The 8,524-nt window shown below is 59.4% G+C and carries 5 protein-coding genes; all 5 read left to right on the forward strand.

Annotation, left to right across the window (positions count from 1 at the left end; genetic code table 11):
• Positions 1-331 precede the first annotated feature (331 nt).
• The 5 genes from C6366_RS18100 (at position 332) to C6366_RS18120 (ending at position 8,330) form a co-directional block, all read left to right on the forward strand.
• A complete protein-coding gene (locus C6366_RS18100; protein WP_107740550.1) occupies positions 332-1,594 on the forward strand; it encodes an aminotransferase class V-fold PLP-dependent enzyme in 1,263 nt (420 codons plus the stop codon).
• Positions 1,595-1,862: 268 nt separating this feature from the next.
• Positions 1,863-3,101, forward strand: a complete 1,239-nt coding sequence (gene codB, locus C6366_RS18105) for a cytosine permease (RefSeq protein WP_107740552.1) — start codon at positions 1,863-1,865, stop codon at positions 3,099-3,101.
• 384 nt (positions 3,102-3,485) lie between these two features.
• Positions 3,486-3,752, forward strand: coding sequence for a cytochrome c (locus C6366_RS18110; protein ID WP_107740554.1), 267 nt, complete (start codon positions 3,486-3,488; stop codon positions 3,750-3,752).
• 677 nt (positions 3,753-4,429) lie between these two features.
• Positions 4,430-6,877, forward strand: a complete 2,448-nt coding sequence (locus tag C6366_RS18115) for an Orn/Lys/Arg decarboxylase N-terminal domain-containing protein (RefSeq protein WP_199221564.1) — start codon at positions 4,430-4,432, stop codon at positions 6,875-6,877.
• Positions 6,878-6,965: 88 nt separating this feature from the next.
• Positions 6,966-8,330, forward strand: coding sequence for a phosphatidylserine decarboxylase family protein (locus C6366_RS18120; RefSeq protein WP_107740556.1), 1,365 nt, complete (start codon positions 6,966-6,968; stop codon positions 8,328-8,330).
• Positions 8,331-8,524 lie beyond the last annotated feature (194 nt).

Below are 8,524 nucleotides of genomic sequence, written 5' to 3' on the forward strand. Positions count from 1 at the left end.
CCTCCCCCACCGTCCTTGCGCCACCCTCCCTTTCCGCGCGTGCTGCTGACGTGCTTGTTCTTTCTCACCGGAACATACCTTCTTTTTCCACCGTCGCATCAGGCATGGGTCAGACAGACGTTTCCTGTTGGAGACATTTTTGAATAGACGCCGGACGCGCTTCGCTTATCCGGCCTACATGAAAACAGTTGCTCCACCACAATTCCGGGATTCTTTGTAGGCCGAACAAAGCGATAGCCGCATCCGGAACAACGGCTGCACAGTGGTGTATGCCCAGACTTTTTGAGCAATTACGACATTTACAACCACCAACCCAAAAGGAGTACTTCCCATGAACACATCGCCTCGCCTGTCCCGGAGTTTTGTCCTGACAGGGGCCTTGCTGGCCCTGGCTCTTTTCCTGTCTTCCCCGGCCCTGGCCCAGAGCGTTAAGCAGGAAAAAGCCATGGATTGGCTGAATTCCTATGCCGCGGAAATGCTGCAAAGCCGGCCGCATTTCATCGGCTATCCCATCAACCAGGACATGGAGCTGCAAGGGTTCTACAAATGGTACATGGAAAGCGGTCTTTATGAAGCGGCCATGAACAATGTGGGCGACCCGTACAAGCCCAGCGGCCTGCTCTTGAACACCCACCCGTTTGAGCGGGATGTCATCGACTATTTCGCGCCCCGGTTCGGGTTTGACAAGGATTACTGGGGGTTCGTCACCGCCAGCGGGACCGACGGCAACAACCACGGCGTGTACTTCGGCAAGAAGGTCTTGCAGGCCCAGTCCGACCTGCCGCCCCTCGCCTACGTTTCCGAGGAGGCCCACTATTCCATCAAGAAGCTGGCCGATGTTCAGGGTGTGGAACTGCGCCTGATCAAGGCCGACCCCATGGGCCGGATGGACCTGGCCGACTTCGAGGCCCAGCTTGATCCGACCCGCCCGGCCCTGGTGGTCATCGCCATGGGCACCACGTTCAAGGGCGGCATCGACAATCAGATGGGCATCAACGCCATCCTGGAGAAGGCCGGCCCGCCCGCGGTGTACCGCCACCAGGACGCGGCCCTGTTCGGAAGCATCCTGGGCTTTCTGCCGCCCCCGGCCAGCGACCTGGTGAACAGCGCCAAGATGGGCTTCGATTCCATCGCCATCTCCGGGCACAAGTTCTGGGGCCTGGACGAGCCCGCTGGTGTTTTCATCTCCACCCAGTTCGTCCGCGACAACATCAATCCCTTCCAGGTGGCTTACCTCAAGGACGCCGTACCCACCATCACCTGCTCCCGCAGCGCCATTTCCCCGCTCAAGCTGTGGTGGAAGATCACCTTTTCCGAGCCCGACGTCTTTGAACAGCAGGCCGCCCAGCTCATCGCCAACGCCGAATACCTGCACGCGGAGCTGCAAAAGCTGGGCATCAAATCCTGGCTCAACGAGTATTCCAACACCGTGTTCTTTGAGCGGCCCAGCCAAATCATCATGGATTACTACGGCCTGGCTCCGGACGTGCATCCGGAGCAGGGAGAACTGGCCCACGTTCTGCTCATGCAGCATGTGAGCAAGGACTTGCTGGACGCGTTCATCGCGGACATGAAGAAGGACTTCGGGAAGTAATACCAATTCTACTTCGGTAATGCGTTATTCGCTTGAAAAAATGCAGCTATCCGGGTCGGGGTCGGTATCGGAACAGGAAGAATTTTTAACGCTTCCCAGCGTTTTCGATTCCGATCCCGATTCCGACTCCGACCCCGGCAACAACATTACTGTCCTCCACGTTGACGAATAACCGTAAATGTAAAGTCTGACGCAGCCAAAAGGAAAATGGGCCGTTTCTGGATGAAAATTGGCATTTCGCGGAGATCAAAAGAGCCCTGGGGTGAGGATGAAAGACTACAAGCCACGCCACGTGGACACCGATTATTCCCTGGAGAGAGTTCCATCCTCGGCACGCAAGGGGTTCTGGTCCATGTTCGTGATCATGCTCGGTTTTACCTTTTTCTCGGCTAGCATGAGTGTCGGCGCGAAAATCGGGAACGGACTGGATTTCCATGATTTCCTGATGGCGGTCGTCATCGGGGGGGCAATACTTGGGGCGTATACCGGAACGCTGGCGTACATCGGCAGCAGCACCGGGTTGAGTCTTGATCTTCTTGCCCACCGGTCGTTCGGCACCCTTGGTTCGTACCTGCCTTCGGCGCTGATAAGCTTCACCCAGGTAGGCTGGTTCGGGGTCGGCGTGGCCATGTTCGCGATCCCCGCGGCGGAGCTTTTGCTAATCAACCCGTTCGCGCTCTTGCTTCTTGCCGGGACGCTGATGACGGGATCGGCGTACTTTGGAATCAAAGGGCTTGAGGTCATCAGCTTTATTTCAGTCCCGCTGATCACGATCCTCGGTGTCTACTCCATGGTAACGGCCACCGCGGAAGGGGGAGGCCTTGTCGGGATCTTTGCCCGCTCCGCGGGGGATCTGACGGTATTTGCCGCCGTGGGCATGGTCATCGGTTCCTTCATCAGCGGCGGCACCGCCACGCCGAACTTCGTCCGCTTTGCCAGGACCAACAAGATAGCCGTCATGACCACGGTGGCGGCCTTCTTCATCGGTAATACCCTGATGTTCGCCTTCGGCGCGGTGGGTGGGGCCTTTACCGGAAAGGACGACATTTTCTACGTGATGATCGCCCAGGGGCTTGCCATACCGGCGATTCTGGTCCTTGGCGCCAACATCTGGACCACCAACGACAACGCTCTGTACACATCCGGCCTCGGACTCTCCAACATCACAAAGATACGCAAGCGTCCCATGGTTCTGATCGCCGGCGTGATCGGCACGGCGAGTTCGATGTGGCTCTACTCCAACTTCATCGGCTGGTTGAGCTTTCTGAACGCCACCCTCCCGCCGGTGGGCGCGATCATCGCCCTGGATTTCTTCCTGCATCGGGATAAATACAAGAGCGAGAAGTTCTCCCAGCGGACCGTGAACTGGGGAGCGATCATCGGCGTTGTGGCGGCCGCCCTGGTGGGCAACTTCGTCACCGTGGGGATTGCCGCTCTGAACGGGATGATCGTGGCGGTGGTCTGTTACATCGTGGGGGACAAGCTGTTCTCCGCGAAGGAGGCGTGAGGCAGGCTGGACGGGAGTCTCTGTCAGGACGGACATTCATTTTCATGTTGGGACAAGACAACCGGCAGTTGTTGGCGATGCCGACGATATTGACGAAAACCGCGGAGCCAAGGCTGTCGCTTTTTGACGATGCCCCCTTGGCATCCAACGGCCACAGGTATATGGTATCATGTCCAGCGAGAAAACCGTCGAACATCAAACAGACACTATCGTATCATGAGAGGACTGTTTTTTCGCGGGGCAACTTTGATTCTGCCTAGCAGTGATGGGATGGCCCCGCCCCTCATACAAAGGGGTATGCGTCAAGGACACCCAAACCCTTGAAGGAGGCCATCCCGTCACTGCTAACCAAATTATTACCCGAACAATATAATGGAGGTTGTCATGAAGAAACGGTTCTTTATCCTGGCCCTTGGCGGTGTTTTGATGCTCGCCGGCACGCAAGCCATATCCAAGGAGAAACATGAAGCGGAAAATCTGGTCAACACCCAATGTTCACGGTGCCACACCCTTGAACGGATAGAGATTGCCAGGACCATGAAAGACAGAAAAGCATGGGAAAAGACAGTGGATGCGATGATCGCCAAGAAACCCGGCCTGCTTGACGCCGACCAACGAGACGCGGTTGTTAATTTTTTGGTTCAGGACTGATTTCCAGGACAGTCCCCGTTGGGAGGCTAATCCGCTTCCCGATGGGGGCTGCGAAAGCCCCCGCGTGGCGATTACTCTCGCCAGGGTGATTCCTGTCGAAAATTGAACCGCTCCCCGTCACTTATCCCCTCCGTGTCCTGATCGCCTGGGCCGTAAAGGACGCGGCTCCACCCTCTCTGATCAGTTGTACCAGACGTTCCGCGGACAACCTCACCACCCCGACCTCCCAGACCGCATTGATCGTCATTACCGATGTTTCCTATCCCGAACCCACATTTCGAAGCCGTGCCGACCTGCATCATCGTCCGCTTCCTGACCGCCGCGTACTGTTTTTTGCGTCAGGATTCATGCCACGCGACCCGCCCCGCATCATTTAACGGAGCTTTTGGAGCAACCCATGCCCCACATGTTTACCAACCGTCCGCGGCTCTACGATCTGACCAGGGATCGAAAGGACTTGCAGGCCAAATTCCGTTGGGAAACCTGAATAAATACGCTTCGATCTTGATTCGATTGCCAGGACGGCAATCGAAAATGTGGCGTAGCCACAGCCCGAATGGGCCGGACGCAGGACGTGTCCGGATAGCTTTTTTGTTCCTTGCACTTGGGGTTTTTGAACGGACTGCCGGATAAGGACTTTTTCAACACTCGGATAAACCCACGAAAAGGAGAGCCGCATGGATCGCCGCAAGTTTATGAAGGTTACCGGGACCGGGGCCCTGGTCCTGGTCGCGGAACCGGCCCTGGCCAGGTTTGACCGGCCCTCGGGTATAGGCACAGGCACGGGCACGGGCGCGTGCAGCCTGCCCCTGACCTGTCAGCCCGATCCCCTGGCCGCGCGGACCGTGACCGGGCAACTGGCCAAGCGCGCCCTGATCGTGGACGATGAACTCCGGGATGAAACCGTTTACGGAGAGGCTGTCCGCATGTTGGCGGCCGAGTTGCGGCGCCGGGACGTCCTGGTGTCCCTGGCCCAGCGGGCCGACGACGCCGTGGCCCGGATCCGGTTCGACTCGGCCATTGATTGCGTTTTGGTGGATTGGGAGCTGCAGGGCGGCCACGAGGGGGCCGCCCTGGTGGTGGACGCCGTCCGCGAACGGAACCCGGATCTGCCCATATTTCTGCTATCGGACCACGCCTCGCCCGCCGGGGTGCCGACGGAAATCCTGGCCCGCACCGACGGATTCATCTGGATGCTGGAGGACACCACGCACTTCATCGGCGGGCGGGTTCTCTCGGCCATTGTCCGCTATCGCTCGGGCCTGCTGCCGCCCATGTTCAAGGCCCTGACCCAGTTTTCCAAGGCCCATGAATACTCCTGGCACACACCGGGCCACACCGGGGGCACGGCCTTTCTGAAGACACCGGCCGGACGGGCGTTTTTCGACTTTTTCGGGGAAAGCCTGCTCCGCTCGGACCTGTCCATTTCCGTGGGGGAGCTGGGTTCCCTGCTGGATCATTCCGGGCCCATCGGCGAGGGCGAAAAGAACGCGGCCCGGGTCTTCGGCGCGCACCGCACCTACTACGTCACCAACGGCTCCTCCACCTCCAATCGGGTCATTCTGATGGCCAGCGTGACCCGGGACCAGGTAGCCCTGTGCGACCGCAACTGCCACAAGTCCGTGGAACACGCCATGACCATGTCCGGCGCCATTCCCACCTATCTGATTCCCTCGCGCAACGGCCTGGGCATCATCGGCCCGATTCCTTCCCAGCGCCTGACCCCTGAGGCGATTCGACTGGCTATCCAGGACAATCCCATGGTCACGGGCCAGGTTGATCCCACTCCCGTGCATGCGGTGATCACCAATTCCACCTACGACGGGCTGTGCTACAACGTGACCCGGATAGAGGAACTGCTGGGGGCCAGCCTGGACCGGCTGCATTTTGACGAGGCCTGGTACGGCTATGCCCGCTTCCATCCCCTGTACCGCGACCGCTTCGCCATGCACGGGGATCCCGCGGCCCACGATCCGAACAAGCCCACGGTTTTCGCCACCCAGTCCACCCACAAGCTGCTGGCCGCCCTGTCCCAGGCCTCCATGATCCACGTCCGCGACGGGCGCAGAAGGATCGAGCATCAGCGCTTCAACGAGGCCTTCATGATGCACGCCTCCACCTCGCCGCTGTATCCGCTGATCGCTTCCATCGACGTGTCCGCGGGCATGATGGACGGCCAGGGCGGCCTGGCCCTGACGTCGGAATCCATCCATGAAGCCGTGGAATTTCGCCAAATGATGTCCCGCCTGCATGCCGAGTACGCGGCCAAGGGGGACTGGTTCTTCAGCACCTGGCAACCGGAAGCCGTCCGGCCGCCGGGCGCCCACCAGGCCGTTGCCTTCCATGAAGCCCCTCCGGACTTCCTGACCGGTGATCCATCCCCCTGGGTTCTCCGCCCCGGTGAAGACTGGCACGGATTCAGCGACATCGAGGACGGCTACTGCATGCTCGACCCGATCAAGGTCTCCGTGCTCACGCCGGGCGCCACGGCGGCGGAGGGCGTGGGCCAGGCCGGAATACCGGCCTGCGTGGTTTCGGCCTTCCTGGGAGCCCAGGGCATTGTGGTGGAAAAGACCACGGACTTCACGATCCTGATCCTGTTTTCCATGGGCATCACCAAGGGCAAATGGGGAACCCTGGTCAACGCGCTGTACGACTTCAAACGCCACTACGACGCCAACACTCCGCTGCCCCGGGTGCTGCCGGAACTGATGTCGGAGCACGGGGGCCGCTATTTCGGCATGGGGCTCAAAGACCTGGGCAATGCCATTTTCAGGGCCATGCACGATCTGGAAACCACCGAGGCCATGGCCCGGGCCTTTTCCACCCTGCCCCGCGCCGCGATGAGCCCGGTGCGGGCCTACGAGCACCTGGTCCGCGGCGACGTGGAGACCGTGCCCCTGGACGCCATGGCCGGGAGGGTCGTGGCCACCGGAGTGGTGCCGTATCCACCGGGCATTCCACTGCTCATGCCCGGCGAAGAGGCCGGGCGGGCCGACGGGCCGATCCTGGGCTACCTCAAGGCCCTGGAAGCTTTTGACCGCCTGTTTCCCGGCTTCACCCACGAGACGCACGGCGTTGAAGTGGAGGACGGAGTGGGTCGGGTGGTGTGTTTGAAGAGCTGATGCCGCATGCGCGACCTGTATGTAAAAACAGAGCGTTGCCGAACATCCATCCCACATCAACAACACCAGTTTCACCAAGGAGCATTTTATGGGCCTTACAAAATGGTTTCTGACAGGCACCCTGGCCATTGCGGCAACAATCCAGCTCTGCTTCGGATTGCCGTCCGCCCAGGCCGAGACGGGCGGCAAGCCGTTACCGTACAACGTCGGTCAATGGCTGCCCTCGGACCAGCAGGTTCTGGAGGATTGGCGGGCCGATCTGATCCGAAAAACCGACGCACTGCCCGAAGGTGCGCCCTTGTTGCCCGTTATCCAGGAATTCAAGGAACTCATTGAAAATGATCCGGAACTGTACATGCTCTTCACTCAGATGTTCGAGCAGGTTCCGCGAAAACCGCCGTTTCTGACCGATCCCACGGGCATGCCGCAGGTCAGGAATTACCGGCACATGCTGGTCCTGATGAACCATATTCTGACCCAGGCTCCGGAATTCAACAAAACCGGGCTGGTGGGCTTTCCCATCAACGCCATCCTGGACTGGCCCATGGGCACCCCTGCCGGATCATCGGCCTTTCTGAACGATAAAGTGAATCGCCAATTGAAGAAGATCCTGAATCAATGGGCCGTGTTCCTGGCTTCCCCGGATTCCCGCCATGTGCTTACCGATGATCCGGAAAAAGGCTGGTTCGGCCGGGACGCCCAGGAAGCCATGCCGACCTTCGTGGAGGACTTCCATTGCGACCCGGATCAGCCCCATTACGGCTTCGCGTCCTGGGACGACTTCTTTACCCGGACCTTCCGCGACGGCCGCCGCCCCGTGGCCGAGCCGGACAACGACGCGGTGATCGCCAATGCCTGCGAATCAGCCCCGTACCGGATCGCCACGGATGTCCAACTGCGCGACCAGTTCTGGATCAAGGCCCAGCCCTACTCGCTCTTCCACATGATGGACGGAGATCCCCTGGTGGACCAATTCGTGGGCGGGACCATCTATCAGGCATTTCTGAGCGCGCTGAGTTATCACCGCTGGCACAGCCCGGTCAGCGGCAGGATCGTCAAAACCAGGCTGATCGACGGCTCCTATTACGCCGAATCGCTTGCCCAGGGCTTTGACCCGGCCGGCCCCAATGAATCCCAGGGCTACATCACCCAGGTTGCCGCCAGGGCGCTGATCTTCATCGAAGCGGACAACCCGGACATCGGCCTGATGGCCATCATGTTCGTGGGCATGGCCGAGGTCTCATCCAACGAGATCACGGTCTACGAAGGCCAGCACGTCCAAAAGGGCGACCAGCTCGGGATGTTCCACTTCGGAGGCTCCACCCATTGCCTGATCTTCCGCCCGGAAGTGAACCTGGAGTTCGACCTGCACGGCCAGACGCCAGGCCTGCACTCGGAAAACATCCCGCTTCGGGCCAGGATCGCCGTGGTCACGGACAGCCAGGGCGAATGACCGCCTTTTGCGTGCGCTCGGGGATCGGGATCGAACCGAGCCAAATTCTTGATTCAATACAGAAAATCACTAGTGTCCCAACGTTTTTCATTAATCAATGCTTAAGACTCTGTAAAATATGACTTTTTATTCTTTTTTGGCTGTTACCGATTTGAACATCCAGCAGCTAGTACCTTATACCTCTTGCAACATTT

The organism is Desulfonatronum sp. SC1 (genome assembly GCF_003046795.1).
Taxonomy (GTDB): domain Bacteria; phylum Desulfobacterota; class Desulfovibrionia; order Desulfovibrionales; family Desulfonatronaceae; genus Desulfonatronum.